At 40.8% G+C, this 20091-nt stretch carries 18 protein-coding genes; 7 read left to right on the top strand and 11 right to left on the bottom strand.

Annotated elements, in window-relative coordinates; genetic code table 11:
* The first annotated feature begins 123 nt into the window (after positions 1-123).
* Positions 124-1167: an oxidoreductase gene (locus ACIH2S_RS09735; RefSeq protein WP_108478098.1), complete on the top strand. Its 1044-nt coding sequence runs from the start codon at positions 124-126 to the stop codon at positions 1165-1167.
* Between the two features lie 222 nt (positions 1168-1389).
* Positions 1390-2367 (top strand): bile acid:sodium symporter family protein, encoded by a 978-nt coding sequence (locus ACIH2S_RS09730; protein ID WP_108478099.1) that lies wholly within the window; start codon positions 1390-1392, stop codon positions 2365-2367.
* Between the two features lie 182 nt (positions 2368-2549).
* Here the strand turns inward: ACIH2S_RS09730 and add are convergent, their stop codons facing one another.
* From add to manA, 3 genes are all read right to left on the bottom strand, one after another.
* Complete coding sequence (gene add, locus ACIH2S_RS09725; RefSeq protein ID WP_108478100.1) at positions 2550-3551, bottom strand: adenosine deaminase; 1002 nt, start codon at positions 3549-3551, stop codon at positions 2550-2552.
* 149 nt (positions 3552-3700) lie between these two features.
* On the bottom strand, positions 3701-5341 hold the full coding sequence (locus tag ACIH2S_RS09720) for a YdgA family protein (protein WP_036947894.1): 1641 nt from the start codon (positions 5339-5341) through the stop codon (positions 3701-3703).
* Positions 5342-5449: 108 nt separating this feature from the next.
* Positions 5450-6625 (bottom strand): mannose-6-phosphate isomerase, encoded by a 1176-nt coding sequence (gene manA, locus ACIH2S_RS09715; protein WP_108478101.1) that lies wholly within the window; start codon positions 6623-6625, stop codon positions 5450-5452.
* Between the two features lie 178 nt (positions 6626-6803).
* Here manA and fumC point away from each other — a divergent pair, with 178 nt between their 5' ends.
* Positions 6804-8201 (top strand): class II fumarate hydratase, encoded by a 1398-nt coding sequence (fumC, locus tag ACIH2S_RS09710; RefSeq protein ID WP_036947899.1) that lies wholly within the window; start codon positions 6804-6806, stop codon positions 8199-8201.
* Positions 8202-8261: 60 nt separating this feature from the next.
* Here the strand turns inward: fumC and tus are convergent, their stop codons facing one another.
* The 3 genes from tus to ACIH2S_RS09695 all read right to left on the bottom strand — a co-directional run bounded on the left by tus (position 8262) and on the right by ACIH2S_RS09695 (position 11270).
* Positions 8262-9167: a DNA replication terminus site-binding protein gene (gene tus, locus ACIH2S_RS09705; RefSeq protein ID WP_108478103.1), complete on the bottom strand. Its 906-nt coding sequence runs from the start codon at positions 9165-9167 to the stop codon at positions 8262-8264.
* Between the two features lie 153 nt (positions 9168-9320).
* On the bottom strand, positions 9321-9893 hold the full coding sequence (locus tag ACIH2S_RS09700) for a lytic polysaccharide monooxygenase (RefSeq protein WP_036947909.1): 573 nt from the start codon (positions 9891-9893) through the stop codon (positions 9321-9323).
* Positions 9894-10007: 114 nt separating this feature from the next.
* Entirely contained in the window at positions 10008-11270 is a 1263-nt protein-coding gene (locus ACIH2S_RS09695) for an MFS transporter (protein ID WP_108478104.1), read from the bottom strand.
* A 112-nt stretch (positions 11271-11382) separates the two neighbouring features.
* On the opposite strand from ACIH2S_RS09695, the gene ACIH2S_RS09690 reads away from it, so the two are divergent.
* The 3 genes from ACIH2S_RS09690 to bioD all read left to right on the top strand — a co-directional run bounded on the left by ACIH2S_RS09690 (position 11383) and on the right by bioD (position 14455).
* Positions 11383-12288, top strand: a complete 906-nt coding sequence (locus tag ACIH2S_RS09690; RefSeq protein ID WP_108478105.1) for a LysR family transcriptional regulator — start codon at positions 11383-11385, stop codon at positions 12286-12288.
* 136 nt (positions 12289-12424) lie between these two features.
* Positions 12425-13636, top strand: coding sequence for an ROK family protein (locus ACIH2S_RS09685; protein ID WP_108478106.1), 1212 nt, complete (start codon positions 12425-12427; stop codon positions 13634-13636).
* Positions 13637-13777: 141 nt separating this feature from the next.
* Complete coding sequence (bioD, locus tag ACIH2S_RS09680; RefSeq protein ID WP_036947919.1) at positions 13778-14455, top strand: dethiobiotin synthase; 678 nt, start codon at positions 13778-13780, stop codon at positions 14453-14455.
* Between the two features lie 82 nt (positions 14456-14537).
* On the opposite strand, the gene ACIH2S_RS09675 is transcribed toward bioD, so the two are convergent.
* The 5 genes from ACIH2S_RS09675 to ACIH2S_RS09655 form a co-directional block, all read right to left on the bottom strand.
* Complete coding sequence (locus tag ACIH2S_RS09675) at positions 14538-14909, bottom strand: DUF1283 family protein (protein ID WP_006659792.1); 372 nt, start codon at positions 14907-14909, stop codon at positions 14538-14540.
* Positions 14910-14999: 90 nt separating this feature from the next.
* Positions 15000-15746, bottom strand: coding sequence for a bifunctional NADP-dependent 3-hydroxy acid dehydrogenase/3-hydroxypropionate dehydrogenase YdfG (ydfG, locus tag ACIH2S_RS09670; RefSeq protein ID WP_108478107.1), 747 nt, complete (start codon positions 15744-15746; stop codon positions 15000-15002).
* Positions 15747-15866: 120 nt separating this feature from the next.
* A complete protein-coding gene (locus tag ACIH2S_RS09665; protein ID WP_430248546.1) occupies positions 15867-17495 on the bottom strand; it encodes a DUF4139 domain-containing protein in 1629 nt (542 codons plus the stop codon).
* Between the two features lie 237 nt (positions 17496-17732).
* Positions 17733-18758 carry a quinone oxidoreductase family protein gene (locus ACIH2S_RS09660; RefSeq protein ID WP_108478109.1) on the bottom strand — a complete coding sequence of 342 codons (1026 nt, stop codon included), beginning with the start codon at positions 18756-18758 and terminating at the stop codon, positions 17733-17735.
* Between the two features lie 15 nt (positions 18759-18773).
* Complete coding sequence (locus ACIH2S_RS09655; RefSeq protein WP_036947935.1) at positions 18774-18983, bottom strand: tautomerase family protein; 210 nt, start codon at positions 18981-18983, stop codon at positions 18774-18776.
* A 151-nt stretch (positions 18984-19134) separates the two neighbouring features.
* Here ACIH2S_RS09655 and ACIH2S_RS09650 point away from each other — a divergent pair, with 151 nt between their 5' ends.
* Positions 19135-20043 (top strand): LysR family transcriptional regulator, encoded by a 909-nt coding sequence (locus tag ACIH2S_RS09650; RefSeq protein WP_036947938.1) that lies wholly within the window; start codon positions 19135-19137, stop codon positions 20041-20043.
* The last annotated feature ends 48 nt before the right edge of the window (positions 20044-20091 follow it).

Genomic DNA, 20091 nt, shown 5'->3' with positions numbered 1-20091 from the left:
GGGATCCCTTATCATTAAATAATACAGATAAATAATAATCCTATCATAGATTTATTTGCTAATTGATTCATTCTGATGGTACTTTTTTAAAATAGCAAAATATGCCACTAATGTGAGGTCAACATGTCCAAGCCAATTAAAGTTGGGATTGTCGGGTACGGTTATGCCAGCAAAACTTTCCATGCCCCATTTTTAGCCATGTTAGAGGAGTTTGAATTAGCCACAATCTCCAGTAGCGATGCGAGCAAAGTTCATGCCGACCATCCTAATGTTAAGGTGGTGGGGACACCGGAAGAACTGTTCGCGGATGATGAAATTGAACTGGTGGTGATTCCAACCCCGAATGACACTCACTATCCATTAGCCTGTAAAGCGCTAGCGGCGGGTAAGCATGTGGTGGTAGATAAACCCTTTACGCTCGACGTTAAAGAAGCCGAAGATTTACAACAACGCGCTGAAAAAGCAGGTAAATTGTTGTCGGTTTATCATAATCGTCGCTGGGATTCAGGTTATCGCACCGTGAAAAAAATCCTACAAGATGGTTGTTTAGGTGAGATTAAATATTATGAATCTCATTTTGACCGTTTTCGTCCTGTGGTTAGACAACGCTGGCGTGAAGCCAATATTCCGGGAGCAGGTATTTGGTACGATTTAGGACCGCATGTTATTGACCAAGTCCTGCAATATTTTGGCAAACCAAAAGCGATTACGGTGGATCTTGGTATTATTCGACCAGGCGCGGAAGCGGTGGATTATTTCCATGCAATGCTGGATTACGCAGATAAAAAAGTGATTCTTCATTCAACGACGCTTGCCGCTGCGCCAATGCCAATCTATACCATTCACGGAATGAAGGGCAGTTACGTGAAATATGGTCTGGATACTCAAGAAGATGCGTTAAAAAGCGGCGCGATTCCGCAAGGAGAGTATTGGGGGGAAGATCCGAATCATGGAGTTGTGACCCTGTCACAAGGTGATGAAATGGTGACGAAGGCGTGGAACAATGAAAAAGGCAACTATGGCGGCTATTATGAAGCTATTCATGACGCTATCCGTCTCGGTAAGCCAAATCCAGTAACACCAAGTGAAGCCATCGATATTATGAAACTGATTGAAGCCGGTATCCAATCAGCAAAAGAAAAACGTACCATCGAAAATATTTTCTAAGGTTCAACGTTGAAGATAAAGCCAGTGTGAAACCTGGCTTTAGACGATTTTCAGACCTAATTGGTTTGAAAATGGCTATTTTTGGTTGCAATAATTAACGAGGAAAATCAATTCATTGATTTTCGCCTGATAACACAAAGAGGGAAAAACCACGCTTTTATCCCTCTTTGTCAGCAACATATTGCCAGTGTGAAACCTGGCTTTTTATTTGTGGAAAATCGAATGAATTTATTAGCAAAACTTAAAATAGACTCTTTTCTGTTGATTATGATTGGCGTAGTTGTTATCGCCAGTATTTTCCCTTGTGAAGGGGAAGTCAAAACCGTTTTTCAGCACTTAACTACAGCGGCAATTGCGCTATTGTTCTTTATGCATGGAGCTAAGTTATCCAGAGAATCTATTGTTGCAGGGATGGGGCACTGGCGGCTTCATTTACTGGTATTTGCTAGCACTTTTATTCTCTTTCCCATTATTGGTATTGCGTTACGTTTCATGGTGCCTCATTGGATGTCACCGACGGTGTATATGGGTTTTCTCTATTTATGTGCATTGCCAGCAACCGTGCAGTCAGCGATTGCATTTACCTCAGTAGCAGGAGGCAACGTTGCTGCCGCAATTTGTAGCGCTTCGGCATCCAGTATTTTAGGGGTTTTCCTCTCACCTGTTTTGGTGGGGGTACTAATGGATACCGACGGCAGCCAAGCCATGGACACTCTGAACGCGATTGGCTCAATTATGTTGCAATTAATGGTGCCGTTTATTGTTGGGCATTTGTGCCGCCCGTTAATTGCTAACTGGATTAATCGCCATAAAAGATTGGTTAATACCACTGACCGCTCATCGATTCTCCTGGTAGTTTACGTGGCGTTCAGTGAAGCGGTAGTGGAGGGCATCTGGCAAACTATCGATGCTTATTCATTGTTTATCATTACATTAGTTTCTTGCGTCGTGTTAGTGGTGGTGATGGTGATTAACGTGATGTCAGCGCGCCTTCTTGGATTTAGCAAGGAAGATGAAATTACCATCCTGTTCTGTGGTTCGAAAAAGAGTTTAGCGAACGGCGTGCCGATGGCGAACGTTTTATTTCCAGCGGCAACAGTGGGGATTATTTTGCTGCCATTAATGATTTTCCATCAAATTCAATTAATGGTGTGTGCAGTGATAGCACAGAAATATGCCAAACGATTAGAAAAAAAGTAATTAACACGATAAGGCAGCGATGGCTGCCTTTATCAATACGTCTATTTAGTTACAACATACTAGAGGGTTTAATACTATAAAATAGATTAGCAGCAGAGATAACTTGAAATATTGAAAGGTTAGATAGGGCAGAAAGAGCATCTGCCCTATTGGTTGTTATAACGGAGGGGGTTATAACGGGATTATCGGCTGGCCGCTTTACGCGTTAACGCGGCTTTTTCGCTGTTGGAAAGGAAAGCCATAGTTAAGCCATTACGTTGTGCTTGCTCAATTTCAGCTTGTGTTAGGCCGGCTTGCGATGCAGCAACATTATATTCGTAAGGTAGCTCGATACCTTGAACAGCAGGGTCATCGGTATTAATGGATGCTAATACACCGTGGGATAAAAACGTTTTCAATGGGTGATGAGCCAGTGAAGGGACGGTGCTGGTTTGAATATTTGAAGTTAAACAGCTTTCAATACCAATGTTATTTTTTGCTAAAAATTCAATAAGTTCAGGATCTTCAATGGCTTTTACGCCATGGCCAATACGCTGAGCACCTAAATGCTTGATCGCATGCCAAATACTAGCTGCGCCTGCGGCCTCACCCGCATGAACAGTGATATTGAGCCCAGTATTACGCGCCTTGGTAAAATGTTCTTCAAATAGGACGCCAGGGAATCCTAGCTCATCGCCAGCTAAATCGAGAGCACATAGTTTATCTCGATGAGCAAGAAGACCGTCTAATTCTATGGCACAAGCTTGTTGCCCAAATGTACGGCTTAAAATACCAATCAGGTTCACTTGAATATCATATTGGCGACAACCAGCGGCAATACCATCAATAACTGCGCCCACAACACCTTCAACAGGAAGCTGGTGCTTCATGGCCATATAGTAAGGGGAGAAACGCAACTCTGCATAGTCGATACCGGCGTTGAACGCATCTTCCACGTTTTCAAATGCGACGCGCTTACAAGCATCTAAATCCGCGAGGACAGCAACACCCCAATCCAGTTTAGTCAAAAAGCCGACTAAATCAGCTTCTTGTCCCATAATTTGAACGTGAGGGCGTAATGCTTCAATTTCATCGGCGGGAAGCTGAATGTGATGTTGTTGTGCAAGGGAAAGAATGGTTTCTGGGCGAATATTGCCATCAAGGTGGCGGTGTAAATCCGTGAGTGGGAGTTGTTTGTTTATCACAATAAATGATCCTTATAGATATATTGCCTCCATTTTGTCTGTAATTGAGTAAAAATCAATGAAAAAGAGGGTGATAAAAAGAAAAACGCCAGTCTGTGTGACTGGCGTTTACTTGATTTATCTTAAGGAAAAATTATCTTAAGAATCAATTACTGTGCAGCTGGCGCTTCTGCTGGTTGTTCTGCTTCAATTGCAGGTTCTGCAACTTCTGCACCATCAGCTGGTTGAGCTTCTTCTTCGTAACCCATTTCATCTTCTGCGCCCGGCATCATTTTCATCTTAGTTAAGAATTCAGCTAAGGTATATTTGTCGTCGTTGAAGGTCAGATCGTTACCAGAGAATTTAACAGTCATGGTTAAATCGTTTTCGCTGTCGATCATCCAAGGGTGTTTTTTCTCTTTCGCTTTTTCTGCACGTTGTTCATCTGTCATGAACATTTCTTCGAACGGGTTAGAGAACATATCCGCAGTCAGCATTTGTTGAACGCCTGCGAACTCTTCAGAAACTTGTTCTTGAACCGCTTTCTTGTCTTCTGCTGATACTGCTACGCCACCATCTAAGATCATCGCTTGAGTCATTGACTCAATGATCATTGGCTTGTTCAGTTTCATGCTGAAGTCGAAAGAAGTGATCAGTTGTTTGAACGCTTCATCCACTTTGTTTTGCATTGCTAACGCAGTGATTTCGTCTTGATTCCACTTGTTGAATGTGATGCTCAGGTCGATAGAACTTTGACCAGCGTCGTTTTTCCAGTAGAACGGGCTCATTGTGAATACAGGCTTGCTTTTCATCAGCTCTGGCAGAGTCGTGGTCATCATCTGCATTGCGATTTTTTCGCTAACTTCACCAGGGTTGCCTGTTGCTAAGCCATCAGCCAGTGCTTGGTTGTATTGCTCCACAAACTTGCCTAATGCTTTCGCATCTAATTTCTCGATAGCAACCGTCAGCTCACCAGAGCCTAAGTTTTGCTCTAACGCTTTTACATCGCTGATTTTGTAAGAAATATTACCTTTAACATCATCACCGTTGATAGATGTATCACTTGAAACGTCTAAGTTTTTGAACGAGAACTTAGTTTCAGGGATGCTAACATCGGTATCTGCGATCACGAAAGATTGAGTACCAGTATAGAAGCCGTGCTGAGATTTCGTGACGTTAGAAACCAGCTTCAGGCCTTTCATGGTGATAGAGCCTTCTTCCTTGGTGCTGCTAATGACTAAGCTATCAGTCACTAAAGATGCATCAACGGTGCTTAAGTCAGAACCGGTTGCGATATCAAATTTAGCGCCACTGAAAGAGAACTTACCATCATCTTTAGTGTACTCAAGTGGGATCAGCTCAATGCTAGAATCCACATTTTTGCTGTAGCCGATAACCGCAGAACCATGCATGAATGGCTTGCCTTTAGTCGCTTCAAACAGCTCTTTAGTCGCTTTAGTGTTCGCTAATTCAACATTCACTGCGCCCAATTTTGGCATCAGGTTGAATTTAGCCACTTGAGATAATGGCAGTGGACCGTGCGAGATATCCGCTTTAAAGACGATGTTTTCGTCAGCAGAAGTGGTTGAAGTAATGACGATGTCAGCTTGAGAAGAGAAAACACCACGTTTGTAGTTCTCTAATTTGAAGACAACATCAGCACTTGGATTGTTAGCGGTGATAAACGCATTGGAATTCGTAATCACTTTATTCAGTTCAGCTTCAACTTTTGAACCTGTGTACCATGATGCGCCAGTCCATACTGCGCCCAGAGCAACGATAACACCTACCGCAACTAATGACTTTTTCATTATCAACATCCATCCTTTCAGTACGTACAAAACGTACTTATGTAAAAATAATATAAGTTTTATTACCCGTTTGGCTGTGTGTACCAACGGCTAAATACAGAATACGACCTAAAAATTAAATACTCGGGCTAATTGACCATTTCCTTTAATAGAAATGTTATCCTCATAAGCAGGTAAGAAAACAGATTCACCAGAATTCATGTTTATTTCTTGATTACCTGATCGCAATACTAACTTACCTTCAATACAAAACAAAATTGAAGCAACATGGTTAGTTATGGATAACCCAGAGCAGTCAATAGAATATATATTAAATGAAAAATCTTCTACTGGGATCTTATATTTCCAGACATTTCCAGATTTTTCGGGAATGTTGAACAAATCTTCAGCTTTAATTGATTTAAAATCAATATTATCAACCAGTTCTTTAACATCGATATGTTTACTGGTCAATCCAGCCCGTAAAACGTTATCTGAATTAGCCATCACTTCTAACCCGACACCTTCTAAATAGGCGTGAGGGGTTCTAGCGGCTAAAAACATGGCGTCACCTGGTTGTAATTCAACGATATTTAGCATTAAAGGTGTAAATAAACCATTATCTTCTGGATATAAGTTCACCATTTGTTTAATTGAATTCCAAGGCTCACCTTGTTTGCTATTTAATGCAGCTTTTAATACCCCTATAGCAAGATCTTTTTGTTCGCCTGTCAGATTAAGAATCTGTGCAAATAATTTTTTAAGTCGTTCTTCACTTGGTGCTTGAACGAAAAGTTGAATTTCAGGGTGAGCGGCTGCAATAAAGCTAAATAATTCGACAATTTCATCTATAGGACGAAATGCATTCATTGCTTTAAAAGGCGTTAATGCATAAATCAGCTCTGGTTTATGATTATCATCTTTATAATTACGTATAGGAGAATCTAAAGGGATCCCTTGCACATTTTCTTTAGCAAATCCTATTTCTGCATCATGCTTATTTGGATGAACTTGAACAGAGAGAGGCTGAGCAGCACACAATACTTTAAATAAATAAGGCAATCGACCAAAGCGCTCGGCGATATGTTTGCTCAGTATTTTCTCTGGATTTTCTTTAATGAAGCTGTTTAACGAGATTTTCTGATGTGTTAAGGGGGATATGACCTCAGAACTGGCTTTGGGGTGAGCGCCCATCCAAAGTTCAGCCATAGGTAAATTATCCGGATTAGGATAGCCATACAGCTCATTGAGGGCAGTTTTACTTCCCCAATCATAGTGTTGGATTTGGTTTATCATTTTTAGCATATCAAAACTCTCTTTTTGCAAAAATCAACTAATTTCCTTTTTACTACAGCACAATAAGCTCGACCAAGTCTCATAATTGAAATTCAATTTGTGGCATTATACTGCTCGGTTATTTGCTTACCTGCAAGCAGATGATTCTAAAATTAATTATTCTGAATATGTACCTAAGGAGCTAGTAATGGCAGCCACTCGCATTGAAAAAGACTCAATGGGACCAATTGAAGTACCTGCTGACCACTTGTGGGGCGCGCAAACGCAGCGTTCTTTAGAACATTTCCGTATCTCTGTAGAGAAAATGCCTGTTGCTCTGATCCACGCATTAGCTGTCACTAAAAAAGCGGCTGCAAGCGTGAACATGGATTTAGGTTTACTGCCAAAAGATCGCGGTGATGCGATTATCGCTGCGGCAGACGAAGTCCTTGCTGGCAAGCATCCAACAGAATTCCCCCTCGCTATCTGGCAAACTGGTTCTGGTACTCAAAGTAACATGAACATGAATGAGGTACTTGCTAACCGCGGTAGCGAAATCCTCGGCGGACAGCGCGGTAACGACCGTCTGATCCACCCAAATGACGATGTTAACAAGAGCCAAAGCTCTAACGACGTCTTCCCAACAGCAATGCACGTGGCGGCCGTTGTCGCGATGCGTGAACATTTGCTGCCAGAACTGAAAGTTCTGCATAAAACCCTCGATGCGAAAGCAAAAGAATTCAAAGACATTGTTAAGATCGGTCGTACGCATTTACAAGATGCAACACCATTAACATTGGGTCAGGAAATTTCAGGTTGGGCCGCTATGTTAGCCCATAATGAAAAACATATTGAAAACGCAGTGCCACATGTTTGCGAGCTTGCGTTAGGTGGTACTGCGGTCGGTACAGGCTTAAATACTCACCCTGAATATGCGGTTCGTGTTGCGAAGAAAATTGCAGAATTAACGGGTCAACCGTTTGTTACTTCACCGAACAAATTTGAAGCATTAGCAACATGTGATGCATTAGTTCACGCACACGGTGCATTAAAAGGCTTAGCTGCTTCTTTAATGAAGATTGCTAACGATGTTAGATGGTTAGCATCGGGTCCTCGTTGTGGTATCGGCGAAATTTCGATTCCTGAAAACGAACCAGGCAGCTCAATCATGCCAGGGAAAGTGAACCCAACTCAGTGCGAAGCATTAACTATGTTATGCGCTCAAGTGATGGGTAACGATGTTGCAGTGAACATTGGTGGAGCTTCTGGTAACTTTGAATTGAACGTGTTCCGTCCAATGGTTATCGATAATTTCTTACAATCTATCCGCTTATTAGCTGATGGTATGCGTAGCTTCAACGAACACTGTGCGGAAGGTATCGAACCAAACCGTGAGCGTATCGAGAAATTACTGCACGAATCTCTGATGCTAGTGACTGCGCTAAATACCCATATCGGCTACGACAAAGCAGCTGAAATTGCGAAAAAAGCGCACAAAGAAGGTCTGACTTTGAAAGAATCAGCTCTGAAATTGAACTACTTAACTGAAGCGCAATTTGATGAGTGGGTTCGTCCAGAAGATATGGTTGGTAGCATGAAGTCGTAATTATCTTTATCTAAGATAAGGTTTTCAGCCCCTGTACTAGAAATAGAGCAGGGGCTTTTTTTATCGCTCTATATACAGATTTAAGCGTGGTATCAGTAATTCAACAGGCTTTGCTTTTGGGCGATTACGCAATGCGATACTGTCTTGATGATAATCCGCCAGCTCACCCAACTTTATGTCACTCAATGTTTTATCGACAGCAAAAACCAATATCGGCGTCGCACAAGGATATTGTGTTTGCTTTTGAGTTTCTTTGTCCCAAACTCGGGCGATAGGTTGAACTTTAACCGGACGCTGTGTTTTTAGAATGCAATCATGGGGAAGGGAGCGAATTAACTGGATCTCAGTTTCTAACTGCAGCTGCCAATGTTCGCGCTGTAAATGAGCCGGTGTTCTTCCGCTTTCTAGACTGGCTTGTAAACGGTTGAGCATCTCTTCTTGAGTCACTTTGTTGATCACTTTCTTATTTGCCCACCCAAAACGAATAGTATCAGGATCGACAACAGCGGTGAATGTTCGATAGGTATTCAGCGTAAGTAGCCCATGCAAACTTTCTCTTATAAATTCAAACCGATGAGCCTCATCGACATTGGTCACTATTTGCTTAATGTCTATTTTTAACTGGTTGATATCGGAAATTAACTGCTGAAATTGTTTATATTCAGCGTAAGAGGGTGCTAAACAAATCGCTCCTGGTAAACGTATCGCTGTTTTGTTGCTAACTAATTCTGATTTTTTATGAATAAACAAAAGCTTAAATAGCTCTATTGTTTGGGCTATTGCATCGTTTCCCGTATGTTTATCCACAAAGATAGAATTGATTTCATTGTTTTCGTCCCCTTTAAGGGTTTCCGGTAAACTAAATACAGCCGCATTGACACCTTTTTGCGCCTGAAGCAATTGGCATAGCAGATTAATATTCGACTCTAATAGATTGAATGAGCTAATTAACTGTTGTTTGGACATTTGATGTATTCAACCTTATATTTAGTTACAACATTCTATTGTTGGATAAACAAAATTAACATTAACAGCTGTGTATATCAACAAGCTTAATCAGGAAATTAAGGGATAGCGCAGTAGGGTAGTGTACTATCCCATCATGGTTTTTTCTTGCTGTTATTGCTTATAATCTATCTCTATATCAATCACTTGATAAAATGCATTGCCCGTATCATTAATGGTCCAAACCCCCAAAACAATATGGTAGCCTTGGTAATTTTGGGGGAGCTTGCAATTGTGCTGTACTAAACTCGGCGGCGTCTCTACTTTTTCGTATTTACAGAATGGCGTTAATTCAAACTGGGATCGGGTTAATGGTTCACTTGGGTTCCAATCTTTTCGTGTAATAAAATATTCCCATTTCGTCGTTTTGTGGATCGCCGTTAATCGCCAGAAAAAATCAAAATCAGGTGTTTCTATTAACATGCGCGTCCAGCGAAAAGGATTCTGAACATCGATAGATGAAAAAGCCGCAACACCCGCACTGGCAATTTTACCATCAACCGGTCCTTTTTGAGGGAATCCTTTCAATCCTTCAACAGATTGAGGTTCGTACTGAATAGCGCCACAGTTTTTATTGGTTTGTAATTTACACAGGTAAGCTCGGCTTGCAGGATACTCGATATAGCCATGAGGCAGGGCAAAGTAGCTATAGCAGAGTAATAAAGGAAATAATAATAATTTTTTCATTGAAGATCCTCATCATTGATTAATTTATATATTTTCTATTAACTATGATGAGGATGTGAATTCTAACCTTTGGTAGCAGTTAACTTATTGGATTATTCGGTAATTTATAAGCCACTAACATTTTGTTTTTAACTTATAAGCGATACCTACACCGGCCAGTAGAAGAGCCGCAATAAATAATGCCACGCCATTCCAACCATATGCCGACCAGAAAAAGCCACCCAATGTACCGGCAATACTGGAACCCGCATAATAGCTAAACAAATAGAGGGAAGATGCTTGTCCTCTTGCCCGTTTAGCGCGACGTCCAACCCAGCTACTTGCAACGGAATGCCCGGCAAAGAATCCAGTGGTCAATACTGTCATGCCTAATAAAATGACCCAGATATTACTGTGTAACGTCAAAATTACGCCAATTAACATCATCGCAATGGCAGCAATTAAAATTCGCCCAAAACCATGTTTCTGGGTCAAACTTCCTGTTTTAGTCGCGCTATAAGTTCCTGTTAAATAAATAATAGATAAGAATCCTACGACAGACTGACTAAAATTATAAGGCGATTCAAGTAAGCGGTATCCAATGTAGTTATACATGGTGACGAAACCACCCATCAAGATAAAGCCCTCAATAAATAACCAAGGTAATCCCGTATCGCGTAGATGTAAGTGTAAGTTAACCCAAAGGTTTCTAGGTTTCAGCGAACTCGCGCGAAAGTGTTGGGATGGTGGTAATAAGCGCCAGAATCCAATCGCGGCCAACAACGCCAATGAGCCTAAAATAACCACCGCAACGCGCCATGAATAATAGTCGGCAATGACACCGGTCATTAAACGCCCACTCATTCCCCCGATAGAGTTACCACTGATATATAAGCCCATCGAAAGTGCAACATAGCTTGGGTGAATTTCTTCGCTCAAATAGGTCATGGCGACAGCGGCGACACCGCTAAGTGATAATCCCACTAATGCACGAGCGATCAAAATCCCTTGCCAACTCTCCATTATCGAGCTCATTAATGTAAAAAGTGCCGCACAAGTCAGGGAAATGACCATCACATTTTTACGACCAATTGCATCGGAAATAGGACCAGTGATCAGCAATCCCAATGCCATTAATCCTGTACTTAAAGAGAGTGATAAACTGGCCGTCGCTGGGGAAATATTAAAATCCGCTGACAGCATTGGCAAAATAGGTTGTACAAAGTACAGCAACGCAAATGTTGCAAAACCTACAGTAAAAAATGACAGAGTGACACGCAGGTACAGAGCATCGTCCCGTTGAATATAATGTTTTTTCGGCTCTGTATTGGTCAAGGTTTTGGTTTGTTTTCCTTGGAGAGATTGGCTCGTTGAGAGGCTATTTGACTGCTGTTCCATGTAAATTCCTTGACGACTAAACGGACTTGATTTCGATCAAAGAATAGAAACTTTCTATTTTTTTGTCTAATATATTAATAATACACAATGATACATTTAAAATATCAATCTAATGAACATAGAATTACGCCACCTACGTTATTTTATTGCGGTTGCCGAAGAGCTACATTTTGGACGTGCAGCTGAGCGCTTGCACATGTCTCAACCGCCACTAAGCCAGCAAATACAGGCGCTTGAAGAAATGGTGAATGCCAAATTATTAGAGCGCAATAACCGCAATGTCGCCTTAACCCCAGCTGGCGCCATGTTTCTCAAAGAAGCACACCAAATTTTAGGGCAGGTCGATGCCGCTGCAACCAAAGCGGCTCGGATGGAAAAAGGGGAACTGGGCGAATTATCTATTGGTTTTACGTCAACAACGCCATTCATGCACAAAGTCACCATGAGCCTACGCCAATACCGAGAAGCATATCCTGATGTTTCTATTCATATGCATCAAATGAATACGAAGCAGCAAATCCCGCCTTTAGTGACCGGGCGCATAGACATTGGCATCATGCGCAATACAATATTGCCTGAACAATTGGACTATCAATTATTGTTTAGAGAGCCTTTTATGGTTGCGGTTTATGAAGGGCATCCTTTACTGGCTTTTGAAGAAAGTGGTGTCGACATTAAGCAACTAGCCGCTTATCCGTTAGTTTTCTTTGAGCGGGAAGTAGGGACGGCACTGTATGATGAGATTAACCAATTATTAGCTTCCGAAGGAGTGGTTCCTACAATTTCCCAAGAAGCAGGAGAAGCTATGACCATTCTAGGTTTGGTATCTGCTGGAATGGGAATATCCATCATCACTGAATCCTTTACACGAATGAAGATTGACGGTGTGAGGTATCTAAAACTCGCGAATATTCAAGCTACTTCAGAAGTCTGGTTGGTCTACAATACTCGACGAACGCCACCTGCTGCGGCTAAAAAACTGACTGAATTACTGCTGCACAATATTGTGGGTATATAAGTATTGTGAGCATATAAAGCGTAAGATTTGAAATGATTAACGAGATTTGCATCACGTTTTATATGTAAATGTAGCCGAGTTTTCATTTATATCAGGCATAATCTATCATAATTTATAACGATTTCTGAGTGTTAAGATGATAAACCAAACGGGGAATACCGACCAAATAAAGCAATTAAATACAGGGCTTGTGTACCGAATTATTGCACAGCATGGTCCTATTTCCCGTATTGCGTTATCAAAACAGTCTCAATTGGCTCCGGCGAGTATCACCAAAATTACCCGTGAATTGATGGATGCTCACTTGATACAAGAACGTGAATTTCCAGTATTAGGGTTAAGAGGGCGCCCAGCCGTTGGGTTAGTCATTGAAAGTGAAGGTTGGCAATTTTTAGCCATTCGAATTGAACAGCAACACGCTATTATTTCGTTAAAAGAAATTAATGCTAAAACCCTCACGGAGCAATGCTATCCTTTTGATGTAAAAGGTAATCAACAATTTAGTGATCGATTATCGGAACTGATTAGTCTATTTTTCGAAGAAAATGCATCTCACTTAGAAAGAGTTACGGCGATCAGTATCTTATTAGATGGTCTCTTAGACTCTTATTCTGGAGTTATTTATAGGTTGCCTGACTACCATGTCCACCAACTGGCTATCGGCGAAATGCTCACAGAAAAAACAGGGCTACCCGTCTATCTTCACCCGCCAGTTAATGCTCTAGCTATCGGCGACCACCTCATACATTCAGAATCTCGAGCACAAAAAAATATTATTTATCTACAGATTCAAGAAGTAGTTAATATCGCGGTGCTGAATCACGGCTATTCGCTGGATTCAATAACACGTCAGCCTATATTATTTGCACATACTCCAACTGATTCAGAAAGACCACAATCTTGCTATTGTGGAGGAAAGAGCTGCTTAGAAACTAAGGTATCCATTCCTTCAATTATTCAGCAAGCAAGCGAATTACTTGCAGATTATCCTGAATCTATTTTGCATAAAGAGAGCGTCGATATTGATACAATTAGTCGAGGTGCAATAGAAAATGATCCATTATGTATTTTATTACTCGATATAACAGCCAAACGACTCGCTTATCCATTAGCTATGATGATTAATTTATTTGGAACCGAATTAATTTTAATTAATTCGCCTTTAACTGATGAGCAAAATTATTGGTTTACTCGCCTACAATATTTTATCTCATTATATGGGAATCCACTTTACAGTAATAAATTAATGTTTGAGAAATCAACAATTTCAATTAACGAAAGTGAAACGGCATTAATTCAAAATGCACTTTATGATGGCTCACTGTTGTTGCAATTACTGCAAGGCTAATACAATTTGATAAACTTCTCATTATCTTACACAAAATTGAGCTAACGCAAACTTATCATTTCCCCATTCCCATAAACTGAATTCATATCATTTTTATAGCATTTTGCTGACTTTAGTCTGTCACTTCAGGATAGAACAACCATGAACAATCTATTTATTACCGGGACAGATACAGATGTCGGGAAGACGGTATCGACACTAGCAATATTACAAGCACTTAATAATCAAGGTATTAAAGCAGTAGGGTACAAACCTATTGCAGATCAATGTATCGATACACCTGAAGGGAAGCGCAATAAGGATGCACTTCTTATTCATCGTGTTTCGCAAGATCTAGTCTCGTATGATGAAGTTAACCCTGTCCGACTTGGTGATAATTACAGCCATGAAAACAGTATTGATTTTAATAAAATCAATAAAGGATTAGATCACCTTCACGAGCAAAGTGACATAGTTGTTATCGAAGGTAATGGTGGATGGCGTTATCTTCTCGATGATAATACTTTTTATGCTGATTGGTTGAAAAAACAATCTGTTGGCGTGATCTTAGTCGTCGGAATTCAGCATGGGTGTGTCAATCATGCATTATTGACAGCTGAAGCTATTCGAGCGGATGGTTTACCGTTAGTCGGTTGGTTAGCCAATAGAATCAACCCAGGCTTGGCACATTACGCTCAAATTATCCAGCGTATGCAACAACATATTAATGCGCCATTATTGGGTGAAATTCCTTATTTATTGCGTCCTGAAGAAAAAGAGTTGGGACATTATTTAGATGGTGAAAAACTGCAAGAATTTGTTTCGGTTCCTGCATTTTAATCTTTATAGAGATTTTAATTTATTATCTAAGCAAAAGGGCGCAAATAGCGCCCTTTGTTTTATCGATATAATCTATTTTCAACTATGGATTGATAATTGGACGACCTGAGTTAACATCAAGACAACGTTGAGTATTTGGCTCCCAATACGCATTAAGATTCAAACTTTTCTCACATTTATCTTTAGCATCAAATGCGGCGTCAATTTTATCAAACTCTTTTTCAGTGCGACGGTTAACTTTAGAACGCAGCATTTTAGTCTCATCCCACTGTTCTTTATCTTGTCGCGCCTGTTCCTTATTCAACGGATCATTACTACCATTGCCGACAGAAACACAAGTGCTACCCGCAGCGCATGATGTATTAGCTGCTTGCGCCGCATTAACCCACATCAAAGGGAGGCAGAAGCAGATTGCAGCCAGACCATTTTTGATAAATTTTTGTGACGTGCTCATGTAATTTCCTTTCGTTTCAATACTCGCTCTATAACCAGAGTATAGCTAATAAACAATAATGCCGTCTTTATAGAATAGTACGAAAATTTATTATTGTTTATGTACGGTTAAGCCAGCAAATGTTTGACACACCGGCATTAATTCCAGTGTATTAACGTTCATATGAGCCGGAAGTGTTGCCACCCAGTAAACAGTTTCCGCAATATCTTCAGCAGTGAGGGCATCCGCGCCTTTATAGGTGTTCGTGACTTTTTCATCATCACCTTTAAAGCGGACATTTGAAAACTCAGTTCCACCGACTAACCCTGGCTCAATATCGGTCACACGGATTTTTTTGCCCACTAAATCTGCACGTAATCCTAAGGAAAATTGTTTTACAAATGCCTTGGTTGCACCGTAAACGTTGCCACCTTTATATGGCCAAGATGCCGCGGTAGAGCCAATATTGATAATGTGTCCGTGATTTTTTTCCACCATACCTTGCAGCACTTCATAAGTCATATTTACTAAGCCTTTGGTATTTGTGTTGATCATGGTTTCCCAGTCATCCGGATTAGCATTAAATGCAGGCTCTAAACCTAAAGCAAGCCCCGCATTATTCACTAAAAGGTCGATATTTTTTAAGTGGGAGGGCAAATTAGCTACAGCGTGTTGAATGGCTTTTCGGTCTTGTACATCCAGAGTTAATGGATAAAATTTGTCACCCAATTCTTGGTGTAATGCATTTAATCTTTCAGTTCTACGTCCTGTTCCAATCACAGTGAAGTTATGCTGAATAAATTTGCGAGCAATAGCTTCACCAAATCCTGATGTTGCGCCGGTTACTAGAATAATCATTAGGTACCTCAGGTTGTTATCGTTGTTTGTTTTGAATCATTCTAACCTTATTATTAAGGGGCTTCCAAGCCCCTTATTTAGTTCTTTTACACCAGTAAAATAATTAACTTATTTAGTGAGTTATAATCCATTAATCTGCTTATTTTTAGGGTATTTCAGCGTATAACTTAGCGGTAACTCGACGGTCTCTTGAGGTTTAAGCGTTAAATCCCATTCAATTTTATTCTCTGTTTCATCTAATTTTCCGCCTTTAAATTCAGGGTTGAGCACTTTAATATCGGCATCTCGGCTCGTCGGGAGTTGGTCATAAACAGACAGTTTAATGTCATTTTTCCGCGTATTACGTACTTTAATTAAGAAGCTTTCTTTTTGCTCAACCGAGGAGCCCATAAAGGTCGGTTTTTTACGCATACCTGCATTATTCACACGAGAAATTTGAATGTTATCATCCACCCCGAATGGAATATCGAGAGTCTCAGTTAATTGCCCTGAATTCACATAAAAATCACCCACATAGCTGTTCATAAAGTAAATATTTGCAGGGCCATTCAGTAAGTTCAGTGTATCCCAGTCATCAATTTGTGCTTGCAAATAGACTTCTTCAGCCATTTTTGGCGTTGATGTATAACGATATTTAGCATCAACATCCGCTTGCTTAATGGTAATGGATTTTGCTTTAGGGGTAGAGGCTAAGCTAAAAGGCAAGTCGATGTTATAACTGAGATTCACGCCATTGGTGTTGGTCGACACATAGTTTGCCATTCCAGGGCTGCGTTTTTTTACTGCTGAGAGTTCCGCTACTGGCGCAGGTGCTGCTACCTCCATATCCATGGTTGCGGACATTTTTCCGCTCATATAGCCTTGATTATATTGGTCATAAACAGACAATAACCATGGCGTTAAAAATGGCGGGGTGATATTACGCGTTGGATTGGCAGAGGAAAGGGTAAGTTTAACTTTGTCCCAGTCCATGCCGGTATTTTGAATAACATCAGCTTTGTAGGTAATACTGACTGGTTTATCAATATCTTTAGCGCGAATATCATAACTTGGAGACCAACCGGCATCGGGAGTGACATACGAGATTTGCATGTTAGTACTCAAATTTTTGGGAGCATCAACCGTCAACACAATTTGCGTCTGTTCACCAATATTATCGGGAAGAATGCCTTCAAATTTTGTCTGCAATAATGCTTGTTTCTCTGTCAATTCATCAATCTGCTGCTGATACGCTAAGTTTTCACTCAATATCGCAGACATTTGCTTGCGAATAAACTCCAATTTGGATGCGGACTGCTCAAGGGATAATGTCGTCGTTTCACCAAAAAAGCGCTGGTCTTTCAGTAAAGCAAGTTGGTCATCACCCACTTTTATTTTGATATTAAGTTCTGAAATTTGCTTAGTTATCGCGTCTATTTGCGTTTTTAAATTTGCCACTTCACCTGTGTAGACAGGTTCCACTGCAATGGTTTGCACATCAATTGAGCGAATCAAAACATCTTCATTATCTAAGCTAATAGAAAGGCTTTTTTGATCAAGGTGGTTAGCAAGATTGGTAAAAACCAGTTTACTTTCGCCTTGCGGTAAATTAACAGTGGCGCTATTCGTTAACTCGGCACCGCGTAAAAAAATCGTGGCTTGATTGAGTTTAAGAGGGTGCAAAAGCGGCGCTGATTCAGCAAATGCTTGCCATGACGCTAACGCCGATACAAATAAAATTCCTTTGGTGAATTTGCGAGTGACAAACATATTGATACTCCATTAGCTGGATAAATTAGTTTTGTTGATAGTTTTTAATCATATTGGAATTTAATCCGTTGAGATAACAGAATAAGCTTAAAGTAAGATTCTATTTATAAAGAGCAATCAGAATGGTTGGCTGATGTTTTGATTATCTTTTAAAAAAAGAGGTTTTGATTTCTGAGGATAGATAAGAATTGAACCACCGACTTTTTTATAGCGGTCGGTGGCTGAGAGCGAATAATATTAAGGAATAAGTATAATTGCGCCACGTGCCTGGTTGTTTGCAATTCGCTCATGAGCATAAGCTGCCTGAGATAACGGCAACGTACTGTCAATCAATGGTCTGATTAGCCCTTTTTTAATAGCAGGAAGCCATCTTGAAAAATCTTCTATATCGCCAACCAATGTTCCTCGTAGCTGTTTTTGAGTGAAGAAAAAATTACGAACATCGATTGTCGCTTGCGTACCTGCCATAAAACCCATTGAGACAATAATGCCTTCTGGGCGCACTACGTTGATTGTTTTTTGAAGAATGTCGCCACCTAAGTTATCAATTGCAACGTCAACACCTTTTCCTTCAGTCCATTTTTGGATGGCAGAAACAAAATCCTGTTCAGAGGTGTTAATAATAAAATCGGCGCCAAATTCTTTGACTGTTTCAACCGAGTTTGAATTCTGTACCGTTGTGACCACGCGCGCCCCAAGCGCTTTCGCCACCTGAATGCTCATCAACCCTGTACTTGACGCACCCGCCTGCACCAGAACGGTATCTCCGGCTTTAACTTCACCAACAATTTCCACAGAACGAATAGCAATAAGTAGTGGCACCGGAAGTGCAGCGATTTGCTCAACGGGTAAGTCCGTATTATCAATCAATAGCCACTGCGCAGGTACGACAATATATTCAGCATAGGTTCCCTGAGTGTGAACCCCGGGAATAGCGTAACTACTGGCAACTGTCACTGGGCGAATATGTGCTTCTGACGGATCCAATGGATAACCTGGCATTGAGATCACGCGGTCACCGACATTAAATCCAGTGACGTCTTCGCCCCAATTTATAACCTGACCTACCGCATCGGAACCTAAAACATGGGGAAAGGTGATATCGGGTGAAATTTCACCTAAACGAACATAGTGGTCAAGTCGGTTAGTGCCAATTGCCAGTGTTTTAACGAGGACTTCACCTAGACCCGCTAGAGGCATATTCAGATCTTCATATTTTATTTCTTCAGGGCCACCAAATTGATGAATGACTGCAGCTTTCATGCTTTTATCTCCAACTTATCGTGAATTTTCGTTTTTTCTAAGATCGGTTACGATCTCCCCGCCAACTCCCCAGTTGTCGGTTTTGACTTCATCAATTACGACAAAAACAGACGACTTCGGTTTTCCAAGTACCTGATTGAGCAGGGTGGTCGCGCCTTCAATTAAGCGTTTTTTTTGATCGTTGGTGACACCTTCATCTGTCACTTTGATATTGATATAGGGCATTTTATTGTTCTCTGTCGTGCCATCGACTGATTACAGAAGTTGGCGTTGTTGTATTGATGTTGCCTATAACAATAATTCATTACTTAAAATTGAAAAATAATCGCAGTGTTATTATAGTTTATACATTATGTAACTAATCTTTCAGGTGGCTATGCAACGCTATTTTGATGATATGCAAATGGGCAGTATCGAATTATTCTGCCTTACCGTAGAAACCGGTAGTTTTACAGCGGCGGCTAATGCAGCTGGCGTTACTCCAGCTGCAGTCAGTCGTTCTGTTGGCCGACTTGAAAAAAGATTGCAAGCCCGATTATTTGTTAGAACGACACGCAGTATGCGAACAACCGACACGGGGCAGCAATATTACTTGGATTGTAGAAACGCGTTAAATCAACTCATTGAGGCCGAAAGCAAAATCTCTGGGGAACATCAGATACCAGTTGGGATACTCCGTATTAGTGTTCCAACACTCTATGCGCATTACCGATTACTCCCTCGATTAAATCAGTTCTGTTCTCGGTATCCGCAATTGAAAATAAATCTGGAAGTCAGCAATGAAAATATTGATTTTTCAGAGGATAACTATGATGTTGCTATCAGAGGAAGCGAGTTACATGATTCAGGATTAATTGCCCGTCGCCTTGAGGATGCTGAACTCATCATTGTGGCTGCACCTTCATATTTGCAGCAGCATTCCACACCTCATGCTCTTTCTGACCTTATGCATCATGAATGTATTCAATATTCCTTACCCAGTAGTGGTAGAAAAATACCGTGGACATTTCGTTCACAAGGGAATGTTGTAAAAATAGAGACGACAGGGCGTTTGTTATGCCAGCAGGATTTTTTGGCCACGCTGACATTAGTGAAAAATGGGGCTGGTCTTATGCAGGTATATCGATTTACTGTCGAGCAAGAATTACAACGCGGTGAGCTAGTAGAAGTTCTGCAAGAGTATGCGGGAACAACTCGTCCGTTTATCTTAATTTATCCATATGCCCGTTATATTCCGTTGAAAACAAAAAAGTTTATTGAGTTTATGACGAGTAATGGAAAATGAGATAAAACACCCATCACCAGGTGTTTTATCTTATTAGGCTAAAGTAAC

The organism is Providencia lanzhouensis (genome assembly GCF_050469745.1).
GTDB classification, from domain to species: Bacteria; Pseudomonadota; Gammaproteobacteria; order Enterobacterales; family Enterobacteriaceae; genus Providencia; species Providencia lanzhouensis.
This window is presented reverse-complemented; position numbering and strand designations above follow the sequence as displayed.

Excerpts from the sequence above, each read along its gene's own strand:
- ACIH2S_RS09735 (WP_108478098.1), top strand. The coding sequence starts at position 124 with ATGTCCAAGCCAATTAAAGTTGGGATTGTCGGGTACGGTTATGCCAGC.
- ACIH2S_RS09730 (WP_108478099.1), top strand. The coding sequence starts at position 1,390 with ATGAATTTATTAGCAAAACTTAAAATAGACTCTTTTCTGTTGATTATG.
- ACIH2S_RS09720 (WP_036947894.1), bottom strand. The coding sequence starts at position 5,341 with ATGAAAAAGTCATTAGTTGCGGTAGGTGTTATCGTTGCTCTGGGCGCA.
- manA (WP_108478101.1), bottom strand. The coding sequence starts at position 6,625 with ATGCTAAAAATGATAAACCAAATCCAACACTATGATTGGGGAAGTAAA.
- fumC (WP_036947899.1), top strand. The coding sequence starts at position 6,804 with ATGGCAGCCACTCGCATTGAAAAAGACTCAATGGGACCAATTGAAGTA.
- tus (WP_108478103.1), bottom strand. The coding sequence starts at position 9,167 with ATGTCCAAACAACAGTTAATTAGCTCATTCAATCTATTAGAGTCGAAT.
- ACIH2S_RS09700 (WP_036947909.1), bottom strand. The coding sequence starts at position 9,893 with ATGAAAAAATTATTATTATTTCCTTTATTACTCTGCTATAGCTACTTT.
- ACIH2S_RS09695 (WP_108478104.1), bottom strand. The coding sequence starts at position 11,270 with ATGGAACAGCAGTCAAATAGCCTCTCAACGAGCCAATCTCTCCAAGGA.
- ACIH2S_RS09690 (WP_108478105.1), top strand. The coding sequence starts at position 11,383 with ATGAACATAGAATTACGCCACCTACGTTATTTTATTGCGGTTGCCGAA.
- ACIH2S_RS09685 (WP_108478106.1), top strand. The coding sequence starts at position 12,425 with ATGATAAACCAAACGGGGAATACCGACCAAATAAAGCAATTAAATACA.
- bioD (WP_036947919.1), top strand. The coding sequence starts at position 13,778 with ATGAACAATCTATTTATTACCGGGACAGATACAGATGTCGGGAAGACG.
- ACIH2S_RS09675 (WP_006659792.1), bottom strand. The coding sequence starts at position 14,909 with ATGAGCACGTCACAAAAATTTATCAAAAATGGTCTGGCTGCAATCTGC.
- ydfG (WP_108478107.1), bottom strand. The coding sequence starts at position 15,746 with ATGATTATTCTAGTAACCGGCGCAACATCAGGATTTGGTGAAGCTATT.
- ACIH2S_RS09665 (WP_430248546.1), bottom strand. The coding sequence starts at position 17,495 with ATGTTTGTCACTCGCAAATTCACCAAAGGAATTTTATTTGTATCGGCG.
- ACIH2S_RS09660 (WP_108478109.1), bottom strand. The coding sequence starts at position 18,758 with ATGAAAGCTGCAGTCATTCATCAATTTGGTGGCCCTGAAGAAATAAAA.
- ACIH2S_RS09655 (WP_036947935.1), bottom strand. The coding sequence starts at position 18,983 with ATGCCCTATATCAATATCAAAGTGACAGATGAAGGTGTCACCAACGAT.
- ACIH2S_RS09650 (WP_036947938.1), top strand. The coding sequence starts at position 19,135 with ATGCAACGCTATTTTGATGATATGCAAATGGGCAGTATCGAATTATTC.